General features: G+C 74.6%; 20 protein-coding genes, 4 pseudogenes and 1 riboswitch. Of the genes and pseudogenes, 14 read left to right on the top strand and 10 right to left on the bottom strand.

Annotation, left to right across the window (positions count from 1 at the left end; genetic code table 11):
• Nucleotides 1-264 precede the first annotated feature (264 nt).
• The 7 genes and pseudogenes from ACFHW0_RS09475 (at nt 265) to araB (ending at nt 8604) form a co-directional block, all read left to right on the top strand.
• A complete protein-coding gene (locus ACFHW0_RS09475; RefSeq protein WP_416606906.1) occupies nt 265-1566 on the top strand; it encodes an SGNH/GDSL hydrolase family protein in 1302 nt (433 codons plus the stop codon).
• A 65-nt stretch (nt 1567-1631) separates the two neighbouring features.
• The gene (locus ACFHW0_RS09480) at nt 1632-2852 is read left to right on the top strand and encodes a cytochrome P450 (RefSeq protein WP_416606907.1); all 1221 of its coding nucleotides are present in this window, start codon (nt 1632-1634) and stop codon (nt 2850-2852) included.
• Nucleotides 2849-3781, top strand: a pseudogene (locus tag ACFHW0_RS09485) (alpha/beta hydrolase); the annotation flags it as partial. The gene ACFHW0_RS09480 and the pseudogene ACFHW0_RS09485, both read left to right, overlap by 4 nt.
• 119 nt (nt 3782-3900) lie before the next feature.
• The gene (locus ACFHW0_RS09490; RefSeq protein WP_416606908.1) at nt 3901-5025 is read left to right on the top strand and encodes an alpha-hydroxy acid oxidase; all 1125 of its coding nucleotides are present in this window, start codon (nt 3901-3903) and stop codon (nt 5023-5025) included.
• Between the two features lie 3 nt (nt 5026-5028).
• Nucleotides 5029-6357, top strand: coding sequence for a PLP-dependent aminotransferase family protein (locus ACFHW0_RS09495; RefSeq protein WP_416606909.1), 1329 nt, complete (start codon nt 5029-5031; stop codon nt 6355-6357).
• A 67-nt stretch (nt 6358-6424) separates the two neighbouring features.
• Nucleotides 6425-6685: a hypothetical protein gene (locus ACFHW0_RS09500; RefSeq protein WP_121398707.1), complete on the top strand. Its 261-nt coding sequence runs from the start codon at nt 6425-6427 to the stop codon at nt 6683-6685.
• Between the two features lie 330 nt (nt 6686-7015).
• Nucleotides 7016-8604 (top strand): annotated as a pseudogene (gene araB / locus ACFHW0_RS09505) (ribulokinase).
• A 240-nt stretch (nt 8605-8844) separates the two neighbouring features.
• Here araB and ACFHW0_RS09510 read toward each other — a convergent pair.
• Nucleotides 8845-10281: a glycine hydroxymethyltransferase gene (locus ACFHW0_RS09510; protein ID WP_416606910.1), complete on the bottom strand. Its 1437-nt coding sequence runs from the start codon at nt 10279-10281 to the stop codon at nt 8845-8847.
• Nucleotides 10282-10298: 17 nt separating this feature from the next.
• Nucleotides 10299-10388, bottom strand: a riboswitch (ZMP/ZTP riboswitch).
• A 172-nt stretch (nt 10389-10560) separates the two neighbouring features.
• Here ACFHW0_RS09510 and ACFHW0_RS09515 point away from each other — a divergent pair.
• Together ACFHW0_RS09515 and ACFHW0_RS09520 are read left to right on the top strand one after the other, a co-directional pair.
• A complete protein-coding gene (locus ACFHW0_RS09515; protein ID WP_416606911.1) occupies nt 10561-11367 on the top strand; it encodes an SDR family NAD(P)-dependent oxidoreductase in 807 nt (268 codons plus the stop codon).
• A gap of 90 nt (nt 11368-11457) precedes the next feature.
• Entirely contained in the window at nt 11458-12309 is an 852-nt protein-coding gene (locus tag ACFHW0_RS09520) for a metallophosphoesterase family protein (protein ID WP_416606912.1), read from the top strand.
• A gap of 42 nt (nt 12310-12351) precedes the next feature.
• Here the strand turns inward: ACFHW0_RS09520 and ACFHW0_RS09525 are convergent, their stop codons facing one another.
• The 8 genes and pseudogenes from ACFHW0_RS09525 to ACFHW0_RS09560 form a co-directional block, all read right to left on the bottom strand.
• Entirely contained in the window at nt 12352-12852 is a 501-nt protein-coding gene (locus ACFHW0_RS09525) for a hemerythrin domain-containing protein (protein ID WP_416606913.1), read from the bottom strand.
• Between the two features lie 113 nt (nt 12853-12965).
• Nucleotides 12966-14453, bottom strand: coding sequence for a S8 family peptidase (locus ACFHW0_RS09530; RefSeq protein ID WP_416606914.1), 1488 nt, complete (start codon nt 14451-14453; stop codon nt 12966-12968).
• A 148-nt stretch (nt 14454-14601) separates the two neighbouring features.
• Nucleotides 14602-15471, bottom strand: a complete 870-nt coding sequence (locus tag ACFHW0_RS09535; protein ID WP_416606915.1) for an NAD(P)H-hydrate dehydratase — start codon at nt 15469-15471, stop codon at nt 14602-14604.
• Entirely contained in the window at nt 15455-16186 is a 732-nt protein-coding gene (locus ACFHW0_RS09540) for a histidine phosphatase family protein (protein ID WP_416606916.1), read from the bottom strand. The genes ACFHW0_RS09535 and ACFHW0_RS09540 overlap by 17 nt, the downstream gene beginning before the upstream one ends.
• A gap of 166 nt (nt 16187-16352) precedes the next feature.
• Nucleotides 16353-17075, bottom strand: coding sequence for an alpha/beta hydrolase (locus ACFHW0_RS09545; protein ID WP_416606917.1), 723 nt, complete (start codon nt 17073-17075; stop codon nt 16353-16355).
• Nucleotides 17076-17079: 4 nt separating this feature from the next.
• Nucleotides 17080-17226, bottom strand: a pseudogene (locus ACFHW0_RS09550) (DUF899 family protein); the annotation flags it as partial.
• Between the two features lie 107 nt (nt 17227-17333).
• A complete protein-coding gene (locus ACFHW0_RS09555; RefSeq protein WP_416607030.1) occupies nt 17334-17510 on the bottom strand; it encodes a hypothetical protein in 177 nt (58 codons plus the stop codon).
• 167 nt (nt 17511-17677) lie between these two features.
• Nucleotides 17678-17852: pseudogene (locus tag ACFHW0_RS09560) on the bottom strand (sigma factor); the annotation flags it as partial.
• A 303-nt stretch (nt 17853-18155) separates the two neighbouring features.
• On the opposite strand from ACFHW0_RS09560, the gene ACFHW0_RS09565 reads away from it, so the two are divergent.
• Nucleotides 18156-18386 carry a hypothetical protein gene (locus ACFHW0_RS09565; protein ID WP_121399352.1) on the top strand — a complete coding sequence of 77 codons (231 nt, stop codon included), beginning with the start codon at nt 18156-18158 and terminating at the stop codon, nt 18384-18386.
• A 70-nt stretch (nt 18387-18456) separates the two neighbouring features.
• Nucleotides 18457-19428: a DNA polymerase domain-containing protein gene (locus tag ACFHW0_RS09570; protein WP_416606918.1), complete on the top strand. Its 972-nt coding sequence runs from the start codon at nt 18457-18459 to the stop codon at nt 19426-19428.
• 40 nt (nt 19429-19468) lie between these two features.
• Here ACFHW0_RS09570 and ACFHW0_RS09575 read toward each other — a convergent pair whose 3' ends face one another.
• On the bottom strand, nt 19469-19975 hold the full coding sequence (locus tag ACFHW0_RS09575; protein WP_416606919.1) for an Lrp/AsnC family transcriptional regulator: 507 nt from the start codon (nt 19973-19975) through the stop codon (nt 19469-19471).
• A 104-nt stretch (nt 19976-20079) separates the two neighbouring features.
• Between ACFHW0_RS09575 and pdhA the strand changes: the two genes are divergently transcribed.
• Genes pdhA through ACFHW0_RS09590 form a run of 3 tightly spaced genes read left to right on the top strand, consistent with a single transcriptional unit; the run spans nt 20080 to nt 23629 of the window.
• On the top strand, nt 20080-21246 hold the full coding sequence (pdhA, locus tag ACFHW0_RS09580; RefSeq protein ID WP_416606920.1) for a pyruvate dehydrogenase (acetyl-transferring) E1 component subunit alpha: 1167 nt from the start codon (nt 20080-20082) through the stop codon (nt 21244-21246).
• Entirely contained in the window at nt 21246-22262 is a 1017-nt protein-coding gene (locus tag ACFHW0_RS09585) for an alpha-ketoacid dehydrogenase subunit beta (RefSeq protein WP_416606921.1), read from the top strand. Before pdhA ends, ACFHW0_RS09585 begins: the two co-directional genes overlap by 1 nt.
• Nucleotides 22259-23629, top strand: a complete 1371-nt coding sequence (locus ACFHW0_RS09590; protein ID WP_416606922.1) for a dihydrolipoamide acetyltransferase family protein — start codon at nt 22259-22261, stop codon at nt 23627-23629. Before ACFHW0_RS09585 ends, ACFHW0_RS09590 begins: the two co-directional genes overlap by 4 nt.
• The last annotated feature ends 55 nt before the right edge of the window (nt 23630-23684 follow it).

Here is a 23684-nt window from a genome sequence, read left to right on the forward strand (position 1 = left end):
GCCCCCTCGCCGCAGAAGTGTGGCCGTGCCGGGCAGCCCGGGACGGCGCGGCGGCCGGGCGAGCGCACCGCCGCCGTCCGTGAGCGTAGGTACCACCGGCTGTCACCGGACAGAGCCTGAACGGCGCTCCGGCCGGACCGGAGGACATTTGATCGCGTCGATCAGGTTGATTGACGGTCGTGAAACGGGGCGGCTAGGTTTCTGGACCATCGTCCAGGCGGTGCCGTCAGCGGACGGCCCTGGGCTGCCAACGATGGAGGTTCAATGTCGACTCCGAAGAGATGGCATGTCGTCGCGTCCGCCGCCGCCCTGATCGTCGCCGGCACCCCGGCGATGGTGGCCAGCGCCGGCCCGTCGGACACCGAGGCGTCCGACCGGCGCACGGTCTGGGCGGGCAGCTGGGCCGCCGCGGTCACCAGGGGAAACGCGACCGGCCTGACCAACAACGGCCTCAGCGACCAGAGCGTACGGATGGTCGTGCACACCACCGTCGGCGGAGAGCGGTTCCGGGTCCGGCTGAGCAACTCCTACGGCGAGCAGGCCGTGCGGGTCGGCCGCGCCACCGTCGCGAAGCCGAACACCGCGACGCCCGACGACCTGTCCGACATCGACACCTCGACCCTGCGGACGCTGACCTTCGGCGGTGCCACCTCGGCCACCATGAACCGCGGCGCCGAGCTGGTCAGCGATCCCGTCGCGCTGCCCGTCGGCGACCAGCAGGACCTGGTGCTGACGGTGCACTTCCCGACCCCCACCGGTCCGGTGACCTTCCACGGTCAGTCCCGGCAGACCAACTTCATCGGCGCCAGCGACCTGACCTCCGCCGCCGGCGGGGCCGGGTTCACGATCCGGCCGAACTGCTGCTGGTTCTTCCTGTCGGGCATCGACGTGCAGCGCCGGCACAGTCCCGGCTCGGTGGTGGTCTTCGGCGACTCCATCGCCGACGGCAACGGCAGCACCGTCAACGCCAACAGGCGCTGGCCCGACCTGCTCGCCGACCGGCTCATCGACGCCCGCCCGGACGTACGCACCCCGGGCGTGCTCAACCTCAGCCTCGCCGGCAACCGGCTCAACCACGAGGGCCCGGAGCCCGGGGCGGGCGGCTTCCCCGGCTACCACGAACTCGGCCCCAACGCCCTGGCCCGGCTCGACGAGGACGTCTTCGCGCAGACCGACGCCCGGACCGTGATCACCCATCTCGGCATCAACGACGTCTGGATGTCGGGCGACTCCGCCGAGCAGATCATCGCCTCGCTGCGGCAGATCAACCAGCAGGTGAAGGCGCGCGGCCTGCGCAGCCTCGGGGCGACGCTCACCCCGTACGAGGGGCACGGCAACCCGGGGGTGTGGACGCCCGAGAAGGAGGCCACCCGGCAGGCGGTGAACACGTGGCTGCGCGGCAGCGACGAGTTCGACGGGCTGCTCGACTTCGACCGGGTGCTGCGCGATCCGGCGCAGCCGAGCCGGCTGCTGCCCGCGTACGACTCGGGCGACCACATCCACCCGAACGACGCCGGCAACCAGGCGCTGGCGGACGCCGTACCGCTGCGGCTGCTCGGCCTGTGACCCCGCCGCGGGCGGCGGGCGACCCCGCCGCCCGCGGCGCCGTCGATGGGGGAGACCGGAGGACCGTGGACGTCACCCAGCTGCTGACCCGTCTCTACAGCGACGAGGGCCGGCAGGACCCGTACCCCTGCTACGCCGCCCTGCACCGCCTGGGGCCCGTCAGCCCGGTGCCGGCGCGCGCCGAACACCGCTCGGTCGCCGCCGTCGCGGTCGGCTACGACCTGGTCAGCCAGGTGCTGCGCGACCCGCGGTGGTACAAGCAGGCCCCGCCGGACTGGCGGGAGCAGGAGGTGCTGCGCACCCTCCAGACCTCGATGATGTTCGTCAACCCGCCGGAGCACACCCGGATGCGGGCGGTGTTCGCGAGGACCTTCACGTCCCGCCGGCTGAACGCGCTGGAACCGACCGTGCACCGGGTCGCCGACGGGCTGCTGGACCGGATGGCCGACGCCGGGGACGCCGGCCTGGACTTCGTCGCGGAGTTCGCGTACCCGCTGCCGGCCCTGGTGATGGCGGAGTTCATCGGCATCCCCGTCGGGGAGCTGGACTTCTACCGGCAGCGGGTGGAGCGCATCGACGAGTTCCTGGACGTGGCGGGCACGACCCCGCAGCGCCTCGCCGCCGCCAACACCGCCGCCGCCGAGCTGCGGGACTTCTACGCGGAGCTGATCGACCACCGGCGCCGCCGGCCCGGCACCGACCTGATCAGCGCGCTGGTGGAGGCGGTCGACTCCGGCGACGTGGCGTTGACTGCCGACGAGCTGGTCAGCAACCTGATCGTGCTGTTCAACGCGGCCTTCGTCACCACCGTCTACATGCTCTCCAACGGGCTGCCGCTGCTGCTGGCCCACCCCGCGGTGGCCGCCGCGCTGCCCGGCGACGACGCGCTGACCCGGGGGGCCGTCGACGAGATCCTGCGGCTGGAGGCACCCGTGCACTTCCTGGCCCGGGCCGCGCCCCACGACACCGAGGTCGGCGGGGTTCCGGTGGGCCGCGACCGCAACCTGCTGCTGATCCTCGGCGCCGCCAACCGCGACCCGGCCCGCTTCCCCCACCCGGACCGTTTCGACCCGCGCCGGAGCGGACCGCCGTCGCTGGCCTTCGGCGCCGGCCCGCACTTCTGCCTCGGCGCCGCGGTCTCCCGCCTGGAGGGTCGGCTCGCGCTGCCCAGGCTGCTGGCCCGCTTCCCCGGGCTCGCCGTCGCCGAGGCGCCGACGTACAGCGGCAGCCTCTTCCTGCGCGGCGTCGACAAGCTGACGGTGCATCCCCGAGGAGGTCCCGCGTGAGCGTCCATCCGCAGGTGGCGGCGTACCGGGCCGCCCGCGAGGCGGCCGGCACCCCGCCGCTGTACACCCAGACCCTGGCCGAGGCCCGCGCCGCCGACCTCGCCGCGATCCGCGCCGGCGGCGGCGCGGTCGAGCCGGTGCACGAGGTACGCGACACGATCGTGCCCGGCCCGGCCGGCGACCTGCCGGTGCGGATCCACCGGCCGGCGGGGGAGGGGCCGCTGCCCACCCTGGTGTACTTCTTCGGCGGCGGATGGACCCTCGGTAGCGTGGAGACCGCCGACGGCATCTGCCGGCGCCTCGCCAACGCGGTGCCCTGCCAGGTGGTCACCGTCGGCTACCGGCTGGCCCCGGAGCATCCCTTCCCGGCCGCCGTGCACGACTGCCACGCGGCCACCCGGTGGCTCGCCACGCACCCGGAGGAGTTCGGCGTCGACCCGCGGCGCGTGGCGGTCGGCGGGGACAGCGCCGGCGGCAACCTCGCCGCTGCCGTCACCCTGCTGGCCCGCGAGCGCGGCGGGCCCCGCCTCGCCGCCCAGCTGCTGGTGTACCCGAACACCGACCAGAGCGTCGAACCCGACGGCGACGGCGAGGACCCGCTGCTGTTCAACCGCCGCTCGGTCGCCTGGTACCGGGGCCACTACCTCCCCGACCCCGCCGACGCGCGGCACCCGCTGGCGTCGCCGCTGCTCGCCGCCGACCTGGCCGGCCTGCCGCCGGCCCTGGTGATCACCGCCGAGCACGACCCGCTGCGCGCCGAGGGGGAGCGGTACGCGCACCGGCTGCGCGACGCCGGGGTGCCCACCACCCTCACCCGGTACGCCGGCATGGTCCACGGCTTCTTCGCCATGCCGGCGGCGTTCGACGACGGCCGGCGCGCCCAGGACGAGGCCGCCGCGTTCCTGCGCGACCGGTTCGGCGCTACGGCCACGGGTGCGACGGCCACCGGTGCGTCGGGCGGCGGTGCGTCGGATCTGTCGGGCGGCGGTACGTCGGGCGGCGGATCGGCCGGCAGCGCGGCGACCGCCGGTGGGAAGGGAGAGCGGTGATGGTGGAGGGCGTACTGCCGAGGTCGGACCTGCCGGTGGCGGAACCGTCGCCGGCCAGCCTGGCCGACTTCGCGGGGCTGGCGCGGGCGGTGCTGCCGCCCGACGTGTGGGACTACGTCGACGGTGGCAGCGGCGCCGAGACGACGCTGGCCGCGAACCGCCGCGCGCTGGACCGGGTGGCCGTGCTGCCCCGGGTGCTGCGCGGCGTGCACACCCCGCGTACCGAGGCCCGGCTGCTCGGCGCGTCGTACGCCATGCCGGTGGCCGTGGCGCCAATGGCCTACCAGCGGCTGGTGCACCCCGACGGGGAGCTGGCGCTGGCCGCCGCCGCCGGCACGGCCGGCGTGCCGTACGTGGCCAGCACCCTGGGCAGCGTGCCGATCGAGCAGATCGCGCAGGCCGGCGCGACGGTCTGGTTCCAGCTCTACTGGCTGCGCGACCGGGGCCTGGTCGCCGACCTGCTGGACCGGGCGCACGCGGCGGGCTGCACCGCGCTCACGGTCACCGTGGACGTGCCGATCCTGGGCCCGCGGCGGCGCGACGTGCGCAACGCGTTCGCCATCCCGCCGCACGTCGTGGCGGCCAACCTGCCGGCCGGCCGGGACGACCTCGCGCACACCGCCACCCCGGGGGTCTCCGCCATCGCCGCGCACACCGGCGAGGTCTTCGCGCCCGCGCTGACCTGGGCCGACCTGGAGTGGCTGCGCGGCCGTACCGCCCTGCCGCTGGTGGTGAAGGGCGTGCTGGACCCGCGCGACGCGGAGCTGGCGGTGGCCGCTGGCGCGGACGCCGTGGTGGTCTCCAACCACGGCGGCCGGCAGCTCGACGGGGCGCCGGCCACCGCGACCATGCTGCCGGAGGTGGTGGCGGCGGTGGCCGACCGGTGCGAGGTGCTGCTGGACAGCGGCGTGCGCGACGGCGTCGACGTGCTGCGCGCGCTCGCCCTCGGCGCCCGGGGGGTGCTGGTCGGCCGGCCGATGCTGTGGGCGCTCGCCGCCGGCGGCGAGGCCGGGGCACGGACCGCGCTCGAGCTGCTGGCCGGCGAGTTCCGCGACGCCCTGGCGCTGGCCGGCTGCGCCGACCCGGAGGCCGCCCGCGAGCTGCGCGTGCTGACGGAGGGCTGAGCGGTGGCCGACCCGGTGGACCTGCACGTCGCCGACCTGCACGCGGCGGTCGACGACCCGGCGCTGAACTCGATGAACTTCCTCAACGAGGTGGCGCAGCACTATCCCGACGCGGTGTCGCTGGCGGCCGGCCGGCCGTACGAGGAGTTCTTCGACGTCGCGGCGCTGCACCGGCACCTGGAGAGGTTCCGCCGGCACCTGGCCGACGACCTCGGGCAGAGCCCCGCGCAGGTGCACCGGACGCTGTTGCAGTACGGCCGCACCAAGGGCATCGTGCACCACCTCGTCGCCCGCAACCTCGCCGTCGACGAGGGGATGACGGCCGACCCGGAGGCGATCGTGGTGACCGTCGGCTGCCAGGAGGCGATGTTCCTGGTGCTGCGGGCGCTGCGGGCCGACCCGCGCGACGTGCTGCTCGCCGTCGCCCCGACGTACGTCGGGCTGACCGGCGCCGCCCGGCTGCTGGACCTGCCGGTGCGGCCGGTGCGGGACGGCCCGGCCGGAATCGACCTGGCCGACCTGCGCGAGCAGGTGCGCCTCGCCCGGGCGGCGGGGCTGCGCCCACGCGCCTGCTACGTGATGCCGGACTTCGCCAACCCGTCCGGGACCAGCATCGGCCCGGCCGACCGGCGGCGGCTGCTCGACCTGGCCGCCGAGGAGGACCTGCTGCTGCTGGAGGACAACCCGTACGGTCTCTTTCCCGCCTCGGACGCCGGTCGGCCGCCGACGCTCAAGGCGCTGGACACCGCGCGGCGGGTGGTCTACCTGGGCTCGTTCGCCAAGACGGTGCTGCCCGGCGCGCGGGTGGGCTACGTGGTCGCCGACCAGCGCGTCGCCGGCGCCGACGGCACGGTGGGGCTGCTCGCCGACCAACTCGCCAAGATCAAGAGCATGGTCACGGTGAACACCTCGGCCATCGCCCAGGCGGTGGTCGGCGGGGCACTGCTGGAGCACGGGTGCAGCCTCGCGGCGGCCACCGTCCGGGAACGGGCCGCGTACGGACGCAACCTGCGCCACCTGGTCGACGGCCTGGCCCGGCGCTTCCCGGCGGGAACCTCGCCGGTGCGGTGGACCGTCCCGGCCGGCGGGTTCTTCGTCGTGGTCACCGTGCCGTTCGCCGTCGACGACGCCCTGCTGCACCGCTCCGCCCGCGAGTACGGGCTGCTCTGGACGCCGATGGCGCACTTCTACGACGACGGCGCCCCGGTCGACGCGCTGCGGCTGTCGGTCAGCGCCGTCACCCCGGAGCAGATCGACCTCGGGCTGGACCGGTTGGCCGCGCTGGTCGCCGACGAGACGGCCCGCCGGGCGGCGACGGCCGACGTGGGATGACACACCGCGTTCACCGCGCGGCAAAGCGCGACTGCCCGTGTTTCGCCGTCCTGGGTGGACACTCATAATGGACGCCATGGTCGCCTGGGAGTACGCGTTGCTGGTCCGCCGTTATCAGGGGCAGGGCCGCAACTTCCATGTCAGCTTCATCTGGTACGGCCCGGACGGGTCGCGCCGGGACATCACCGCGTACGGCGACACCGCGATCGCGCACCTCAACCGGGCCGGCCGGGAGGGCTGGGAGCTGGTCTCCGCGGCCGAGGACGTGAACAACGTCCAGGGCAGCACCGAGGTGCACCGCTACCACCTGAAGCGGCCCGTCGCCTGAGGCCTCGGCCCGTCCCTCTCCTCCCCGCCGCCCCTGGTCCGGCTAGCGTCCGGCCGCCCCGGTGCTGCTTGGGTCCGGCCGCCGGGTCCGGCCGCCTCGGCGTCGGTTCGGAGCACGCCGCCACCCGTCTGCGGCGTGCCGGGCGCGCGGCGGTTGTTGCTAGCGTCTTCTCCCGCCGTCGCCAACCGGTCGCCCGCCCCGGGGCACCGACGCCGCGCGGCAGGAGGAGGAGGAGCCGTGGCGGCAGGAGGAGACACGACGCGGCCGACGGCCGGGCCGGCCCGGTTCGTCGTCGGCGTCGACTTCGGCACCCTCTCCGGTCGGGCGGTCGTGGTCGACGTCGCCGACGGCGCCGTGCGGGGCGGGGCCGTCCACCCGTACCGGCACGGGGTGATCACCGAGCGGCTGCCCGACGGCACGCCGCTGCCGCCGGACTGGGCGTTGCAGCACCCCGAGGACCACCGCGAGGTGCTCCGCGTCGCGGTCCCCACCGCGCTGCGCGCCGCCGGGATCCGTCCCGAGGACGTGTGCGGCATCGGCGTCGACGCCACCTCCTGCACGATGCTGCCCGCCCTCGCCGACGGCACCCCGCTCTGCGAGCTGCCCGACCTGGCCGGGCGGCCGCACGCGTACCCGAAGCTGTGGAAGCACCACGCCGCCCAGCGGCAGGCCGCCCGGATCAACGACGTCGCCGCCGCGCGCGGCGAGAGCTGGCTGCCCCGCTACGGCGGCCGGGTCTCCGCCGAGTGGCAGCTCGCCAAGGCGCTGGAGGTGCTGGAGGAGGACCCGGCGGTCTTCGACCGGGCGGAGCGCTTCATCGAGACCGCGGACTGGCTGGTCTGGCAGCTCTGCGGCCGGGAGACCCGCAACGTCTCCGCCGCCGGCTACAAGGGGCTGCGGCAGGACGGGCGGTACCCGTCGGCGGAGTTCCTGCGCGCCCTGCATCCGCGCCTCGACGGGCTGCTGCACCGCGTCGACGGCCCGCTCGTGCCGATGGGCGCCCGGGCCGGCGCTCTCACCGCCACAGCCGCCGCGTGGACCGGGCTGCCGGTCGGGACCGCCGTCGCGGCGGGCGCCATCGACGCGCACGTCACCGCCGCGGCGGCCCGCGCGGTCGAGCCCGGCCGGATGCTGGCGGTGCTCGGCACCTCCACCTGCCTGATCATGAACGCGGCGGCGTACCGCGAGGTGCCCGGCGTCTGCGGCGTGGTCGACGGGGGCGTCACCACCGGTGCCTGGGGCTACGAGGCGGGGCAGAGCGGGGTCGGCGACATCTTCGCCTGGTACGCCCGCAACGCCCTGCCGGCCGGCTACGCCGACGAGGCGCGCCGCCGGGGGCTCAGCCCGTACGAGCTGCTGGACACCCTCGCCGCCGACCAGCCGGTGGGCGGGCACGGGCTGCTGGCCCTGGACTGGCACAGCGGCAACCGCTCGGTGCTGATGGACCACGAGCTGAGTGGCGTACTGGTCGGGCTGACCCTGGCCACCCGGCCCGAGGAGATCTGGCGGGCGCTGCTGGAGGCCACCGCCTTCGGGGCCCGGACCGTCGTCGACGCGTTCACCGCCGCCGGGTGGCCGTCGACGAACTGACCGTGGCCGGCGGGCTGACCGACAACCGGTTGCTGCTGCGGATCTACGCCGACGTGCTCGGCCGGCCGCTGCACGTGGTCGACTCCGCGCACCCGGCGGCGCTGGGCGCGGCCATCCACGCGGCGGTCGCCGCCGGTGCGTACCCGGACGTGCCGGCCGCCTCGGCGGCGATGGGCGCCGCCCGGCGCGAGACCTGGCATCCCGACCCGGCCCGGGCGGCGGCCTACGACGAGCTGTACGCCGAGTACCGCGCCCTGCACGACCACTTCGGCCGGGGCGGCACGGACGTCCTGCACCACCTCCGCACCCTCCGCCACCGCCCCCACTAACCCCCTAACCCCCCCCCCCCCCCCCCCCCCCCCCCCCCCCCCCCCCCCCCCCCCCCCCCCCCCCCCCACCCACCCCACCCCGCCCCGTCCACCCAACGCGTCGATCATGCAGTTGTGGTGGGGTGCAAAACGGCCTCAGAGCGTATGAAGCGGGCACCAGAACTGCATGGTCGACGCGGTACCCGGGTACGGGGACGCCCCCGCTCGGTGGGCCGGGCGGGGGCGTCGGGGTGGTGCGGTTCAGCCGAGGTCGACGGCCGGGTAGAGCGGGAAGCCGGTCAGCAGGTCGCTGGCCTGCTTGGCGACCCGGTCGGCGACGGCCGGGTCGAGGACGTACTTGGCCTTGGACGCGGTGCCGTCCGGGTTCGCGCCCGGCGTGGTCTGGCTGAGCACGGTGTGGATCAGCTCGGCCGTCTCGTCCATCTGCGCGGTGCCCAGCCCACGGCTGGTCAACGCCGGGGTGCCGACCCGGATGCCGGAGGTGTACCAGGCGCCGTTCGGGTCCTGCGGCACGGAGTTGCGGTTGGTGACGATGCCCGAGTCGAGCAGCGCCTGCTCGGCCTGCCGGCCGGTCAGCCCGTAGCCGGAGACGTCGATCAGCACCAGGTGGTTGTCGGTGCCGCCGGTGACCAGCTTGCCGCCGCGCCGCAGCAGCCCCTCGGCGAGCGCCTGCGCGTTGTCGACGATCCGCTGGGCGTAGTCGGCGAAGTCGGGGCGGCGGGCCTCGGCGAGGGCGACGGCCTTGGCGGCCATCACGTGCGGCAGCGGGCCGCCTAGCACCATCGGGCAGCCCCGGTCGACCTGGTCGGCCAGCTCGGGCTGGCAGAGCACCATGCCGCCGCGCGGGCCGCGCAGCGACTTGTGCGTGGTGGTGGTGACGATGTGCGCGTGCGGCACCGGGTCGAAGTCGCCGGTGAAGACCTTCCCGGCGACCAGGCCGGCGAAGTGCGCCATGTCGACCATGAAGGTGGCGCCGACCGAGTCGGCGATCTCCCGCATGATCCGGAAGTTGACCTTCCGCGGGTACGCCGAGTAGCCCGCGACCAGGATCAGCGGCTTGAACTCGCGGGCCGCCTCGGCGACCTTGTCGTAGTCGACGAGGCCGGTGACCGGGTCGGTGCCGTAGCTGCGCTGGTCGAACATCTTGCCGGAGATGTTCGGCCGGAACCCGTGCGTGAGGTGGCCGCCGGCGTCCAGCGACATGCCGAGCATCCGCTGGTTGCCCAGCTCCCGGCGCAGCGCGAACCAGTCCGCCTCGGTGAGGTCGTTGACCTGCCGCACCTGGGCCTTCTTCAGCGCCGGCGACTCCACCCGGTCGGCCAGGATCGCCCAGAACGCCACCAGGTTGGCGTCGATGCCGGAGTGCGGCTGCACGTACGCGTGGGCGGCGCCGAACAGCTCCCGGGCGTGCTCGGCGGCGAGCGCCTCGACGGTGTCGACGTTCTGGCAGCCCGCGTAGAAGCGGCGGCCGACGGTGCCCTCGGCGTACTTGTCGCTGAACCAGTTGCCCATGGTCAGCAGGGTCGCGGGGGAGGCGTAGTTCTCGCTGGCGATGAGCTTGAGCGACTCGCGCTGGTCGGCGAGCTCGGCGCCGATGGCGTCGGCCACCCGCGGCTCGACGGCGCGGATCACCTCGAGGGCGCTGCGGAAGGCGGTGGATTCGGCGTTCAGCGACATGCGACCTCCAGTGACGTGCGGAAGGCCCAGGCGCTCGGCATGCGTCCTCATGACGGGACCGCTTCCCGATGGTTCTCCATCCCTACGCGCCAGTCACGGCCCGTGCCGATCCTACCGGGTCGACCCCGGCGCTTCCCGGCCCACCTCGCCCGCGCAGTGGGCCCCGGCGAGGTGGACGCGCGCCGACAGTGGGATTAACCGGCCCGGACCGGGGCACAGTACACCCGGGACGGCCACGGTGCGCGCGGACCGCCCACCGACGAGGGGAGTGACGAGCAGATGACCACATCGGGCACGGACCGGCCGTTCGCCGTGGTGACCGGCGCGTCCAGCGGCATCGGGTACGAACTGGCGGTCCAGTTCGTCGAGCACGGCTACGACCTGGTGATCGCCGCCGAGGACGACGGGATCGGCACGGCGGCGGAGCGGCTGCGGCGCGACGGTGGGCCCCGGGTGGATCCCGTCCGGGCCGACCTGACCCGCGCCGAGGGGGTCGAGGAGCTGGCGGCGGCGGTGGCCGCGACCGGCCGCCCGGTCGACGCGCTGGCGCTCAACGCCGGGCGGGGCGCCGGTGGGGAGTTCGTCGGGGGCACCACGCTCGCGGACGAGTTGGCCGTGGTCGACCTGAACGTGCGCTCGACGGTGCACCTGGCCAAGCTGCTACTGCCCGGCATGGTGCGGCGCGGCGCCGGTCGGGTCCTGTTCACCTCGTCGATCGCCGCCACCCTGCCGGGACCCTTCCAGGCCGTCTACAACGCCTCGAAGTCGTTCGTGCAGTCCTTCGCGGAGGCGCTGCGCAACGAGCTGAAGGACACCGGGGTGACGGTGACCTCGCTGATGCCGGGGCCGACCGACACGGAGTTCTTCGCCCGTGCCGAGATGGAGGACACCCGGGTCGGCTCGGGACGCAAGGACGAGCCGCGGACCGTGGCCGAGCAGGGCTTCGCGGCGATGATGCGGGGCGACCAGACGGTGAGCGCGGGTTCGCTGCTCACCAAGGTGCAGACCGCCGCCAACAAGATCGTCCCGGACAAGCTCAAGGCGGCGCAGCACCGCAGGATGGCCGAGCCGGGCTCCGGCAGCTGACCCTTCCGTGGCCCGGCGGCGGGTCGCGGGGGCCCGCCGCCGGTGCGGTGGAGCTCGCGGCCGGGCGCACCGCTGCCTAGGATCAGCGGCATGGCGGGGGAGGACGGCGAGGGCGGCAGCCTGCTCGCCATCAGCGACCTGCACGTCGGTCACCGGGACAACCGGGAGGTGGTCGAGGGGCTGCGCCCCGGATCGCCGCGGGACTGGCTGCTGGTCGCCGGGGACGTGGGCGACACCGTGGCCGACGTGGAGTGGGCCCTCGGCCTGCTCAGCCGCCGCTTCGCGAAGGTGGTCTGGGCGCCGGGCAACCACGAGCTGTGGACCCCGCCGGCCGACCCGGTGGCGCTGCGCGGGGCCGCGCGTTACGCGTACCTGGTCGACGCCTGCCGGCGACTGGGCGTGCTGACCCCGGAGGACCCGTACCCGGTGTGGCGGGGGACGGGCGGGCCGGTGGTCGTGGCGCCGCTGTTCCTGCTCTACGACCACAGTTGGCGCCCGGTCGGTTTCGACACCCCCGAGGCGGCGCTGGAGGAGGCGTACCGGACGGGGATCGTGTGCACCGACGAGTTCCTGCTGCACCCCGACCCGTACCCGAGCCGGTCGGCGTGGTGCGCCGCCCGCGTCGCCGAGACCGCGCGTCGGCTCGCCGAACGGGAGCCGGGACTGCCGACGGTGCTGGTCAACCACTGGCCGCTGCTGCGCGAGCCGACCCGGGTGCTGCGCTACCCGATCTTCGCCCAGTGGTGCGGCACCGAGTCCACCGCCGACTGGCACCTGCGCTTCGACGCCGCCGCGGTGGTCTACGGCCACCTGCACATCCCCCGTACCACCTGGCACGACGGGGTGCGGTTCGAGGAGGTCTCGGTGGGCTACCCGCGGGAGTGGCGGCCCCGGGCCGCGCCCCCGGCGCTGCGGCGGATCCTGCCCGGGCCCCCGGCGTGACGACGGGCCCCGGCGCACCGGGGCCCGTGGAGTTCCGTCCGCTCAGGCCGTCACCGCGTCCAGCGACTTCTTGATCGCCTTCGGGTCGGTCGGCTTGCGGGGCGCGTCGGCGCGCAGCGCGATCATCCGCTCGCCGATCTCCTGGAGCTGCTTACGGCCGAGGGCCTCGCGCACCTTCGGGAACCACTCCTGCTCCTCCTCCTCGACGTGGTGCAGGACGTTCTCGATCAGCACCGTGGTCTTGGCGTTGAAGCGCTCGTCGGCGGCGTCCATGGTGAACAGCTCGGCGCAGAGCACGTCGGCGACGTGGTGCTCCTCGTACGACTCGAGGATGTCGTCCTCCAGATCGGGCAGGAGCCTGCGGACCTCGGGATACATCACCTCGTTCTCGAGGTAGGTGTGGACCGTGAGGGCTTCCAGGATCTCGTTCACCAGCTTCTGTCGCCGCGCCGCCGGACCCTCCTCGGCATCCTGGAACGCCTTGAACAGGCGGCGCATCTCCTTGTGGTCCTCTTTCAACAGGACGATGGCATCGGTGGACACCGTTGACCTCCTCGCTCGGCTGACACCTCCCCCCGTACCCCCGGTATGAGCAGCGAAAACGGGTGGGGCCCGGCGGATCACCGCCGGGCCCCACCACGGGTCGTGCCGTGCTGTTACCTCACCACGTTGTACGCGTTGACCATGCCGGCGCCGTAGAAGCCGTTGCGCTTGCCGCCGGAGCAGGTCGCGTCGTAGGCGTTCGGGCCGGCCGCGATCAGCGGCACGGGGTTGTAGACGCCGCCGGGGCATCCGATCGCCTCGGCGGCGTTGCCCAGGAAGGCCGACAGCTGACCCGAGGTCATGCCCGGGTGCGCCGAGACGGCCAGGGCGGCCACGCCGGCGGCGTGCGGCGAGGACATCGAGGTGCCCTGCTTGTAGCCCCAGCCGTTGGTCTTCGTGGTGGTGTTGTAGGTGGTGGACAGGATGCCGTCGGTGAGGGTCGAGCTGGCACCCCGGGTGCGGAAGCGGGTGTCGCCACCCGGCGCCGTCACCTCGATCACGCCCTGGCCGTACGAGGAGTAGTAGCTCTTCTGCCCGGTCGGGCCGACCGCCGACACGGTCACCACGCCCGGCGCCTCACCCGGCAGGACGAGGCAGGAGCTGGTGAGGTTCTCGCGCTCCTCGGGCGTCCCGTTGTTCGGGCTGCCCGTGTCGGTGATCTTGTGAGCGAGGTCGAAGTTCGAGTTACCCGCGGACGCCACGTGCAGCACGCCCTTGCTCTGCGAGTAACGCAGGGCCCGCTGGACGGCCTTCCACACCGGACGCTGGCGCGCGTCGTTGCGGCAGTTGAGCTGCCAGGGGTCGATGTAGTAGCTGTTGTTCGTCACCCGCATGCCCTGCTCGGCGGCCCACATGAACCCGCAGACCGCGGCCTCGGGGAAGATGTAGCCGTCGTCGTTGACCACCTTGACGGCGGCCACCTTGACGCCCGGGGCGACACCGGTCACCCCGACGCCGTTGACGGCGGCGGCGATGGTGCCGGCCACGTGGGTGCCGTGGTCGGAGGTGGTCGGGTTCCAGGCGGACTCGGTGGTGTCGGTGACCCCACCGATGCAGGACGTGCTCTTGTTCTTCGCGATCTGGCTGGCCAGGTCGGGGTGGCTGGAGGAGATGCCGCTGTCCAGCACGCCCACCACCACGTCGGCGCGGCCGGCGTTGACGGCGTGGGCCTGCGGGACGTCGATCATCGGCATGTCCCACTGCTGACCGAAGAGGGGCTCCTTGGTCGGGTCGGCGGTCGTGTTGGCCGCCTCGGCCGCGGAGACCTCCAGGGTCTCGCCCTCGTCGAGGGCGGTGCCCAGGCCGGCCGTGGACGCCACCGAGTCGACGCCCGCGCCCGCCACGTCCGTGACGAAGTCGGGGTTGGTCGACCGGACGACGAGCACGCCGATCTGGTCGTAGCTGGCCACCACGGTGCCGTTGGCGGCGGCCACGCGGGCGGCCGCCTTGTCGGTCTTGGCACCCTGCGGCGCGAGCACCAGGAACGTGGTGTCCGGGCCGGCGGCCGAGGCCGCCGGGGCCACCCCGCCGGCGACGGCGAGGCCGACGCCGAGCGTCACGGCGGACGCGGCAGCCAGTGTCTTGCGACGGAGGTTCTTCACACAGACTCCCAGGGGCTGTTTCCAGCCGGGGTGCGCCCCCTGGCGGGGAGCGACCGGCGGGAGGCGGGCGGGATGCACGCCTCCGCAACCACCAGCGTCGCGGCGTCCGGTGGCGTTACACGCGTCCGCGGGGCCCGGTCGGGAGGTGTCAGACGGTCGCCAGGGTGTGGGGGATCTCGTCGAGCAGCTCCCGGGCGAGGAAGCCGATGCGGCCGAACCGGGGGACCAGCCGCTGACCGCTCACCGCGTGGGCGAAGGCCGCCCAGCACGCGGACTGTGCCGGCTCCGCGCCCCGCGACAGCAACCCGGCCAGCAGCCCGGCGCGGACGTCCCCGCTGCCGGAGGTGCCCAGGCCGGCGTCGCCGCTCTCCTCCCGCCAGCTCCGGCCGTCGGGGGTGGCGATGTGGCCGTAGAGCGACACCACCGCGTCGTACCGGCGGGCCAGCTCCGTCGCCTCGGCGTCGAGGTCCTCGCCGGGCTCCCGGTCGAGCAGGTGCCGGGCCTCGGTGAGGTTGGGGGTGAGCACCACCGGCCGGCCGGACCCGACCAGCAGGTCCGGGGCGTGGCTGAGGGCCCCCAGGGCGTACGCGTCGAGCACCAGCGACGTCTCCGGACCGGCCGCGTCGAGCACCAGGCGCAGCAGGCGGCCGGTCTCGTCGATGTCCTTCAGGCCGGGGCCGACGGCCACCACGTCCGCCTCCGCCACCAGGTCGCCCAGCAGCTCGCCGGGCCGCCCCGCGACCGCCCCCTCGGCGGTCTCCGGCAACCCCACCACCAGCGCCTCGGGCACCTGGATGCTCAGCGCGGCGGCGGTGGACTCGGCGGCGGCGAGCTGGAGCACGCCGGCCCCGGCCCGCAGCGCGGCCACGCCGGCGAGCAGCACCGCGCCGGGGGTGAACCGCGAGCCGCCGACCACCAGCACCGTGCCCCGGGCCTCCTTGCCGCCGGTCGGCACGGGCAGCGCCCAGTCCCGCAGCAGGCCGGGGGTGATCACCCGGGTGTCAGACCGGTTCGGCATGGACCTCGTCCTCCCTGGTCGGTCGGGCGCCCTGCTCGCGCAGGTGACCGACGTCGTTGAACACGTCCGGGGTCAGCCGGCCGTCGGCCCCGGCGGACCAGCCGGTGATCGAGCAGTTGGCGATCACGTGTTCGCGGGTCAGCGCCATCAGCTCCGTCTCGGTGAGCCCCTCCACGAGGTAACGCGTCAGGAAGACCAGGGCGTCGTGGCCGAACAGCAGCACGCGCCGGCCCTCGTGGTCGCGGCGCAGGTCGCCGAGGAGGGCGCGCAGGCGCAGCGCCACGTCGGTCCAGGACTCCCCGCCCGGCGGCCGGTAGTAGAACTTGCCGAGCCGGTCGCGGCGCGCCGCCTCCTCCGGGTGCCGCCGGCGTACCCCCTGCCCGGTCAGGCCGTCCAGGATGCCCAGTTCCCGGTCGCGCAGCCGCTCGTCGCGGCTGAGCGGGACCCCGGTGCCGGCCAGGGCCAGCTCGGCGGTCCGCACCGCCCGCAGGTACGGCGACACCACCGCCACGTCCGGCCGGCGGGCCTCGGGCAGCCCGGCCAGCCACCGCGCGGTGGCCCGGGCCTGCTCCTCCCCGGTCGGGCTCAACGGCACGTCCGCGTCCCGGTGGGTCAGGTCGATCAGCTCGGCGCCGGACGCCTCGGCCGCCGTGGCCGCCACGTTCGCCGTACTCTCGCCGTGTCGGACGATCCAGAGCGTCGCCAGTTCCGCCATGCCGCACCCCTACCCGGGCGCCGCCCCGGGTAACCGCGCCCGCCACCGGTGTCGTCCGGCGGGGGCGGCGGACGGAGACGGTGCGCCGGTCGCGCCGGGGTGCCGGTTCCGCACCCGGCCCCCGGCGCCGACAGCACCGACTCGCTGATCCCGGGCAGGGCGCGGGTCAGCGCCGGCGGTCCGGCGTGGGGCGGGCGACCTCGCAGACCTCCCGTCGGATCTCCTCCAGCCGGTCGGCCAGCTCCCGCGGCCGGCTCAGGGCCACCGGGTGCCCGCCGTCCATCTCGTCCGGGGTGATCCCCAACCGGTCGGACACCAGCTTCCGCAGGAAGTCGATGGGGAAGAAGCGGTCACCCCGGCAGAGCAGCGCCCGGGTCGGCACGTCCGGCCAGGCGGCGAGCGGCCAGGGCTTCTCGAACGGCGTCCCCGACTGGTCCTGGGCGTTCGCCGTGGCCTCCTCGACCAGCCGGGGCGGCAGTTCGTGGAAGAAGACGACGCCGGGGTCCTGGCCCTGCTCGGGCGTCCAGCCCTCGCGTTCGGCCTGGAGCCGCCGGGCCTGCGCGTAGCCGGTGCTGCTCCACCACTCGCCCGGTGACTCGCCGGGGGAGGGCACCATCGGGGTCAGCAGCACGAGCAGGTCCGCGTGGACCCGGTCGCACACCAGCGGGCCGGTGAACGCGCCGAACGACTGGGCCACGACGACCAGGTCCTTACGGTCCCCGACGGCCCGGACGGCGGCGTCGGCGTACTCCGCCAGCCCCGCCGAGTCGTCGTCGCACGGCAGGTCGACCGCCACCACGTCGTGCCCCCGGTCCCGCAACTGCTCCGCCAGCAGGTGCCAGTACCAGGGCCCGCTGCCCGCGGGCGGGATCAGAACGTAGGTCGCCACGTCAATACTCCTTGTCGATCCGGACCGTCGGTAGCCGGCGCCGCTGAGCGCTCAACGCGTCGCGGGCCCGGGTGAGCTGCTTCTCGCTGACGAGCAGTTCCGCACGGGCCGCCTCCCACTCGTCTCGGCTGACAACTCTCGGCTGGGTCATGGTGTCTCTCCTGCCTTGGTCCTTCCGGCGACGGCAGCGTCGCGCCGCACGCCGGCCACCCCATTGAGACGGCGGGGCGCGGGAGAACTCATCGCCGCCGCCATCCGTCAACGGGTCATCGGCAGCCCGAAGGCCGGAAAGACGTCGGGCGGGAGCGCGGTGACCTCCACGACCTCGCCAGCCTCGATGCGGAGCACGTCGAGGCCCAGCGCGTGGTAGTGGGACCGGCCCGGCTCCCGTACGTAGCAGGCGACGGCGGGCTGGCGGTTGGCCCGGGTGGGCACGTGACACCAGTCCTTCCAGGCGCCGGGCCCGACCAGCGCGGGCGCCAGCCGAGCACGTCGCGCAGGATGAGCACCGCCCGTTGCCGGGACGGCCCGGAGACCCGGGACGACGTCGGCGCGACGAGCGGACCCGGCTGCCGCTGGCGGCGGTCGAGGTAGTCGCGACAGGCGTTGGTGGCGATCCGGTAGAGCCAGGCCCGCACGGTGGAGCGGCCCTGGAAGCTCTCCCGGCCGCGCCAGGCCCGCAGGAACGTCTCCTGCACGAGATCCTCGGCGTCGTCGAACGACCCGAGCATCCGGTAGCAGTGCACCCGCAACTCCCGCCGGTGCCCGGTCGGTCAGCTCCGCGAAGGCCTGCTCGTCGCCCGACCGGAGGGCCGCGCCGGCCACGGTCACCCCGCTCCCGCCCGATCCCGCGCCACCTTCGCCCACGAACCGTCTCCCCCGCCCGGTCATCGGATCATCGACGCACCGTAACGCACCGCTGCGTCGAAGGACGGAGCCGTCACCGGCGTCCGGTTCCGGCCCGGGAGGCGTCTGACCAGATCCGCCGGGGCGTCCCGCGCGGCGGGGCGTGATCGGGGCGGGGTCGGGTAAGCGCTGCCTCCATCGATCACCGAGACGGGGAGGTGCGCCGTGGCCACCATGGTCAGGGAGCCGGCGAGCCCGGTGAAGGACCAGAACTACGACCTGATCCACGCGCTCCAGATGTCGTTGCAGCACATCTGGCAGCTGGAGAACTATGTCGCCGACGCCGACGCGCGGGGCGACACGGAACTGGCCACCTGGTTCCGGAAGATGCAGGAGAACAACCGCAAGGCGGGCGAGCAGGGCAAGAGGATGCTCCTGGCGCGCCTCCAGGAGGAGATGAGCTGAGTTCGACCCGCAGGCGGTCGGGCGGCCGGAGACGGGCCGCCCGGCCGCCGGGCGGGTTACGGTGTCAGGCGTGGCGACGCCGGCCGAGGAGATCCAGGTGGGGGAGCGGCTGGTGCGCGTCTCCAGCCCCGACAAGCCTTACTTCCCGGAACTCGGGCTGACCAAGCTGGACGTGGTGCGCTACTTCCTCGCCGTCGGCGACGGCGTCCTGCGCGCCCTGCGGGACCGGCCGACCATGCTGGAGCGGTGGCCGCGCGGCGTCTTCGACGGCGCTAAGATCGGCACCCGGCAGGACAACCGGGGCGACGCCTTCTACCAGAAGCGGCTGCCGGCGGGGGCGCCCGAGTGGGTCCGCACCGCCCACATCACCTTCCCGAGCGGGCGTACGGCCGACGAGGTCGCGCCGAGCGAGCTGGCGGTGGTGATCTGGGCGGCCAACCTCGGCACCCTGCGGTTCCACCCGTGGCCGGTCTCCGCCGCCGACGTCGAGCGGCCCGACCAGCTGCGCATCGACCTCGACCCGATGCCGGGGGTGGGCTTCGACCAGGTGGTGCCGGTGGCCCACGAGGTACGCGCGTTCCTCGCCGAGCTGGGCCTGACCGGCTATCCGAAGACCACCGGCGGGCGGGGCCTGCACGTCTACCTCTCCATCGAGCCCCGGTGGAGCTTCGGCGACTGCCGGCGGGCGGTGCTGGCGCTGGGCCGGGAGATGCAACGCCGGTTGCCGGAGCTGGTCACCACCACCTGGTGGCGGGAGCAGCGGGACCGGCCCGTCTTCGTCGACTACAACCAGATGTCCCGGGACCACACGATGGCCTCGGCGTACTCGATCCGTCCCACCCCGCAGGCGCTGGTCTCCGCGCCGCTGGACTGGTCGGAGCTGGACGACGTCCGGCCGGAGGACTTCGCCGTGACCACGATGCCCGCCCGGTTCGCCGAGCACGGCGACCCGCACGCGGGCCTCGACGACCGGCGGTTCTCCCTGGAACCGCTGCTGGAGCTGGCCGACCGGGAGGGGCTGGAGGCCCCGCCGGAGCGCTGAGCCGGCCGGTCGCGGCCCGCCGGGAGAGCTGGGCGCCGGCTCACTCCCACGGGCTGCGTTCGCCGTCGAACTCCTCGAAGACCAGCCAGGTGCGGGTGGAGAGCACGCCGGCGATGCCCTGCACCCGGCCCAGCACCACGTCGCGCAGGGTGGCGTTGTCGGGCGCCCGGACCAGGGCGAGCACGTCGTGGTCGCCCCCGAGCAGGGCGGCGTGCTCGATGTAGCGGACCCGGGCCAGTTCCGCCGACACCTCCCGCCAGGTGTTCTGCTCGATCTTCAGCGCGATGTACGCCGAGGTGCCCAGCCCCGCCGCCTCCGGCGCGACCCGGGCCCGGAAGCCGGTGATCACCCCGTCGCGCAGCAGCCGCTCGACCCGGGCGTACGCGTTGGTGCGGGAGATGTGGATCCGCTCGGCGAGGGTGCGCACCGACGTGCGGCCGTCGCGGACCAGCTCGTCGAGGATCCGCCGGTCGACGTCGTCCAGCGGTCGCGCCGAACGTCCCGTTCCGGCCGCCGGCTCCGCTGCGCCTCCGGACTCCTGGCTCATCCCGCCGCCCTTCCCATGCCATCCGTCCCACGTTTGTCCTGGATCTTGAGTCAATCATCCGACAGCAGGAGCATAGGCCCACCACACGTCCAGGAGGTCCCGCCGTGACGACCACACCCGAGGCGGTCCGCAGGGCATCCCCGCGCAGCCGCCGGGCGGCCACCCCGCCCGACCCGGCCAAGCCGCTGCTGCCGGCCACCGAGCCCGTCCGCCTGCTCGATCCGACCGGCACGCCGCTGCGCGCCCCCGCCGACTACCCCGAGCCGCCCGTCGGGGCGCTCGTCGAGATGCACCGGCGGATGGTCGTCGGCCGCCGCTTCGACGTCCAGGCCACCGCGCTGACCAAGCAGGGCCGGCTGGCCGTCTACCCGTCCTCGCGCGGCCAGGAGGCCTGCCAGGTCGGCGCCGTCCTCGCCCTGCGCGAGGACGACTGGGTCTTCCCGACCTACCGGGAGTCGATGGCCCTCGTCAGTCGGGGCATCGACCCGGTCGAGGTGCTGACCCTGCTGCGCGGGGACTGGCACTGCGGCTACGACCCCGCCGCGCGGCACACCGCCCCGCAGTGCACCCCGTTGGCGACCCAGTGCGTGCACGCCGCCGGGCTGGCGTACGGCGAGGCGTACCAGGGGCGCGACACCGTCGCGCTGGCGTTCATCGGCGACGGGGCGACCAGCGAGGGCGACTTCCACGAGGGCGTCAACTTCGCCGCCGTGTTCAAGGCCCCCGTCGTCTACTTCGTGCAGAACAACCGGTACGCGATCAGCGTCCCGCTGTCCCGGCAGACCGCCGCGCCGTCGCTGGCGTACAAGGGCGTCGGCTACGGCGTGCCCAGCGAACAGGTCGACGGCAACGACCCGGTGGCCGTGCTCGCGGTGCTCACCCGCGCGGTGGCGCACGCGCGCTCGGGCAAGGGCCCGTTCCTGGTGGAGGCGCACACCTACCGCATGGAGGCGCACACCAACGCCGACGACGCGACCCGCTACCGCGACGGCGCCGAGGTCGAGGCCTGGCGGGACCGGGACCCGGTGGTCCGGCTGGAGACGTACCTGCGGGCCCGGGGCGCGCTCGACGACGCCGCCGTCGCCGCGGTCGCCGAGGAGGCCGAGGCGTACGCCGCCGACCTGCGCACCCGCATGAACGCGCAGCCGACGGTCGACCCGATGAGCCTCTTCGACCACGTCTACGCCGAGCCCACCCCGCAACTGGTCGAGCAGCGCGAGCAGGTCCGCGCCGAGCTGGCCGCCGCCCAGGACGAGGAGGGTGAGCGCTGATGGCCGCCCTGACCATGGCGAAGGCGCTCAACGCCGCGCTCGCCGACGCGATGCTCGACGACGACCGGGTGGTCGTCTTCGGCGAGGACGTCGGGGCGCTCGGGGGCGTCTTCCGGATCACCGACGGCCTCCAGGCCCGCTTCGGCGACAAGCGCTGCTTCGACACGCCGCTCGCCGAGGCCGGCATCGTCGGCTTCGCCGTCGGCATGGCCATGTCCGGGCTGCGCCCGGTGGTCGAGATGCAGTTCGACGCGTTCGCGTACCCGGCGTTCGAGCAGATCGCCTCGCACGTGGCGAAGCTGCGCAACCGCACCCGGGGCGCGCTCAGCGTGCCGATCGTCATCCGGGTGCCGTACGCCGGCGGCATCGGCGGCGTCGAGCACCACTGCGACTCCAGCGAGGCGTACTACGCCCACACCCCCGGGCTCAAGGTCGTCACGCCGGCGACGGTGGAGGACGCGTACTCGCTGCTGCGCCAGGCGATCGAGGACCCCGACCCGGTCGTGTTCATGGAGCCGAAGAAGCTCTACTTCTCCAGCGCCGAGGCGCAGCTTCCCGCGGCCGCCGCGCCGATCGGCCGGGCGGTCGTGCGTCGTCCCGGCCGCGACGCCACCCTCGTCGCGTACGGGCCGGCGGTGCCGGTCGCGCTCGAGGCCGCCGAGGCCGCCCGCGAGGAGGGCTGGGACCTGGAGGTCGTGGACGTGCGCAGCATCGTGCCGTTCGACGACGAGACCGTCACGGCCTCGGTCCGGCGCACCGGCCGGTGCGTGGTGATCCAGGAGGCGCAGGGCTTCGCCGGGGTGGGCGCCGAGATCGCCGCCCGGGTCCAGGAGCGCTGCTTCCACGCCCTGCACGCCCCGGTGCTGCGGGTGTCCGGGCTGGACATCCCGTACCCGGCGCCGATGCTGGAGCACACCCACCTGCCGTCGGTGGACCGGGTGCTCGACACGGTGGCCCGGCTCCAGTGGGACGACCAGCCCGACGGGCGCTGGCTGAGCCGGGGGAGCGCGGCGTGACCACCGTGGACGGGGCGCAGGTCTTCCTCCTGCCCGACCTGGGCGAAGGGCTGAGCGAGGCCGAGATCGTCGAGTGGCGGGTCGCCGTGGGCGACGTGGTCACGGTGGACCAGAGCGTCGTGGAGGTGGAGACCGCCAAGGCCGTCGTCGACGTGCCCTGCCCGTACGCCGGGCGGGTCGTGGCGCTGCACGGCGCGGCGGGCGAGACCCGCCCGGTCGGCCAGCCGCTGATCACCATCGCGCCGCTGGACGGCGGCGCCGAGCCCGCCGGGCACGCCACCTACCGCGAGGAGGAGCGGGCCGGCTCCGGCAACGTCCTCATCGGGTACGGCACCGGCCACGGCGGCCAGGGACGGCGGCGTCGCCGCCCCCGTCTCGTGGCCGCACCCGAGCCCACCCCGGCCGGTCCACCGGCGGCTCCCGCCCCGGTGGCGGCGACCCCGGCCGAGTCGGCCGACCGTCCGCACGGCGCGGCGGCGCCCCTGGTCATCTCGCCGATCGTGCGCCGGCTGGCCCGCGAGCACGGCCTCGACCTGGCCACCCTGCGCGGCACCGGCCCGGGCGGCGTGGTGCGCCGGGCGGACGTGGAGGCCGCCGCGAACCGGGCGGCGACGCCGGCCGCCCGGCTCGCCGCGGTGCCGGACGAGCCCGTCGCACCGGCGGTCCCCGGGACCGAGGACCTGGTCGTCCCACTGACCGGCATCCGCAAGGCGATCGCCGACAAGCTCTCCCGCAGCCGGCGGGAGATCCCCGAGGTGACCATCTGGGTGGACGTGGACGCCACCGGGCTGCTGGAGACCCGCGCGGCGATCAACGCGGCGACCCCGGACGCGCCGGTGAGCATCCTGGCCCTGCTGGCCCGGATCTGCCTGTCCGGGCTGCGCCGGTACCCGCAGCTCAACGCCCGGGTCGACACCGAGGGCCAGCGGATCGTCCAGTCCGCCGGGGTGCACCTGGGCATCGCCGCCCAGACCGACCGAGGGCTGGTCGTGCCGGTGCTGCGGGACGCGCAGCGGCTGACCACCGCCGAGCTGGCCGCCGAGCTGACCGCGACCACCACGGCCGCCCGGGCCGGCACGCTGCCCCCGGCCCGGCTGACCGGCGGCACGTTCACGCTCAACAACTACGGCGTCTTCGGCGTCGACGGCTCCACCCCGATCATCAACCACCCGGAGGCGGCGCTGCTCGGGGTGGGGCGGATCGTGGACAAGCCCTGGGTGGTGGACGGGCAGCTCGCGGTGCGGAAGGTGACGCAGCTCAGCCTGACCTTCGACCACCGGGTTTGCGACGGCGGGGTGGCCGGCGGCTTCCTGCGGCACGTCGCCGACTGCGTCGAGCGGCCGGCGGTGCTGATCGCCAACGTCTGACCCCGGCCGCGACGGCCCCGGCTCCGCCTCCCGCGGCGCCGGGGCCGTCGCCGTC

The organism is Micromonospora sp. LOL_025, from assembly GCF_048060285.1.
GTDB lineage: Bacteria > Actinomycetota > Actinomycetes > Mycobacteriales > Micromonosporaceae > Micromonospora.